The organism is Rhodoferax sp. (genome assembly GCF_037143375.1).
Classification (GTDB): domain Bacteria; phylum Pseudomonadota; class Gammaproteobacteria; order Burkholderiales; family Burkholderiaceae_C; genus Rhodoferax.
On the sequence record NZ_JBAWYV010000282.1, the window covers coordinates 1 to 2,301 of the forward strand.

Sequence of the window (2,301 nt, forward strand, 5' to 3'; positions counted from 1 at the left end):
GGCGATGTGGATTTGATTTTGTTTGTGGTCGAAGCCGGCATGTTCAACCAGGCCGATGCCAAAGTGCTGGCGCTGCTGAGCAAAGACATTCCGACCTTGCTGGTTGCCAACAAGCTCGATCAAGTCACGCGCCGCTCTGACATTGCACCCTGGCTGCAAGAAATGCAGCAACGCCACACCTTTGCCGAGTTTGTGCCGATGTCGGCCAAGAACGCCAAAGACATCGAGCGCATGCTGGGCATTTGCGAAAAATACCTGCCCGAGCAAGCCTGGTGGTACGCCGAAGACGAGTTGACTGACCGCAGCGAAAAGTTTCTGGCCTCCGAGACCGTGCGCGAAAAACTGTTCCGTTTGACCGGCGACGAGTTGCCTTACACCTCCACCGTGGTGATCGACAAGTTTGAAGAAGAAGCCGGTCGTGGCAAGCAAAAGCGCCTGCTTCGCATTGCCGCCACCATCGTGGTCGAGCGCGACACGCACAAGGCGATGGTGATTGGCGACAAAGGCGAGCGCATCAAGCGCATCGGCATGGAGACCCGCGTCGAGCTTGAAAAAGCGCTCGACTGCAAAGTGTTCATCGAGATGTGGGTCAAAGTGCGCTCCGGTTGGGCCGATGACGAAGCCCGCGTGCGCTCGTTCGGCTACCAGTGAAGATGTTGCCCCCACGTTCGCCATTGCATGTGCTTCACTGCCCCCCGGGGGGGCCAAGGCCTGCTTGGGGCGGCCCGGCGCTGGCCCGCTAGCCCCGCGTGGCGACCAAGCGCATCTCTGACGAACCCGCGTATGTGTTGCACCGCTACGACTGGAGCGAGTCGAGCCTGATTCTGGAAGTGTTCACGCGCCACTACGGCCGCATTGCGCTTGTGGCCAAGGGCGTCAAGCGGCCGACCTCGAGCTTTCGTCCCATCTTGCTGCCTTTGCAACCGCTGCACCTGGCGTTTGGCGGCGATGCCGAAATTCGCACCCTCAAAGCGGCGGAATGGATGGGTGGCCATGTCATGCCGACCGGCGATGCGCTGATGTCGGGCATTTACCTCAATGAGTTGCTGCTGAACTTGCTGGCGCGTGACGACCCGCACCCCGGTTTGTTTGATGTCTATGGCAACGTGGTGCAAGTGATTGCCTCCGAGCACGGCGAGGCGCTGGAGCCTGCGCTGCGGGCGTTTGAGTTGCTGCTGTTGCGTGAGATTGGCTGGTTGCCGATGCTGGACGCCCAGACCATGACGCTGCTCGAACTCGATCCGCAACAACGCTACACGCTGGTGCCCGAAGGCGGCTTGCGCCAGACCAACGCGTCAGACCGGGCGAGCCTGAGCGGTGCGCAATGGACCGCGTTGCAACGCTCGCTGGCCGATGGGGCACCGTTTACCGCCACTTTGCGCGCCTGCTCAGAGGTGATGAGTGAGCTCAAACCACAACTGCGCGCACTGCTGAATTACCATTGCGGCGTGACCACGCTGCGAACCCGGCAAATGATGATTGACCTGCAATCCTTATGAACAAAACTTCTCTTTCCGTCAACCTGAACAAAGTCGCGCTGGTGCGCAATACGCGCCATCTGGGCATTCCGAGCGTGACCCGCGCCGCCACCTTGTGCCTGCAAGCCGGGGCCAACGGCATCACGGTGCATCCCCGGCCTGATGAACGCCATATTCGGGGCGGTGATGTCAGCGATTTAGGTGAACTGTTAAAAGCTTGGCCTGACCGCGAATTCAATATCGAGGGCAACCCGTATCACAACCTGATGGACTGCGTGCGCGAGCAACTGGACCGAAAACTGCCGGTGCACCAGGTCACGTTTGTGCCTGATTCCGAAGGCCAGTTCACCAGCGACCATGGCTGGAACCTGGCGCAAGACGCCGACCGCTTGCGTCGCCTGATTGCGCAGGCCCATGCCTGGGGCGTGCGCGTGAGTCTGTTCATGGACGCTGACCCGCAAGCGATGGGGGCGGCCAAAGCCGTGGGGGCCGACCGGGTCGAGTTGTACACCGAACCTTATGCCGCTGCCTGGGGCACGGCGCAGCAGGCCGCGCAACTGGCCCGTTTTGCCGAGACCGCACGCGCGGCGCTGCACGCCGGTTTGGGGGTCAACGCCGGCCACGATTTGAACCGCGACAACCTCAGCGCCTTCATCCAGCAGGTGCCCGGCGTGTCAGAGGTCTCCATCGGCCATGCCCTGATTGCCGACGCCCTGGAACTGGGCTATACCGCCACCATCCAGGGCTATCTGCGCTGCCTGGGGTCATCATCCCCTCGCCCTCTGGGAGAGGGTTAGGGTGAGGGTTTTCCAATGATCTACGG

The 2,301-nt window shown here is 61.4% G+C and carries 3 protein-coding genes; all 3 read left to right on the top strand.

The window, feature by feature from the left end; genetic code table 11:
• A partial coding sequence (gene era / locus WCG50_RS19000) for a GTPase Era (protein WP_336901161.1) occupies positions 1-651 on the top strand: 651 nt, incomplete at its 5' end.
• A 98-nt stretch (positions 652-749) separates the two neighbouring features.
• The gene (gene recO / locus WCG50_RS19005; protein WP_336901162.1) at positions 750-1,499 is read left to right on the top strand and encodes a DNA repair protein RecO; all 750 of its coding nucleotides are present in this window, start codon (positions 750-752) and stop codon (positions 1,497-1,499) included.
• Positions 1,496-2,275 carry a pyridoxine 5'-phosphate synthase gene (locus WCG50_RS19010; protein WP_336901163.1) on the top strand — a complete coding sequence of 260 codons (780 nt, stop codon included), beginning with the start codon at positions 1,496-1,498 and terminating at the stop codon, positions 2,273-2,275. The genes recO and WCG50_RS19010 overlap by 4 nt, the downstream gene beginning before the upstream one ends.
• Positions 2,276-2,301 lie beyond the last annotated feature (26 nt).

Coding starts and splice junctions, on each gene's coding strand:
- WCG50_RS19010 (WP_336901163.1), top strand. CDS start 1,496: ATGAACAAAACTTCTCTTTCCGTCAACCTGAACAAAGTCGCGCTGGTG.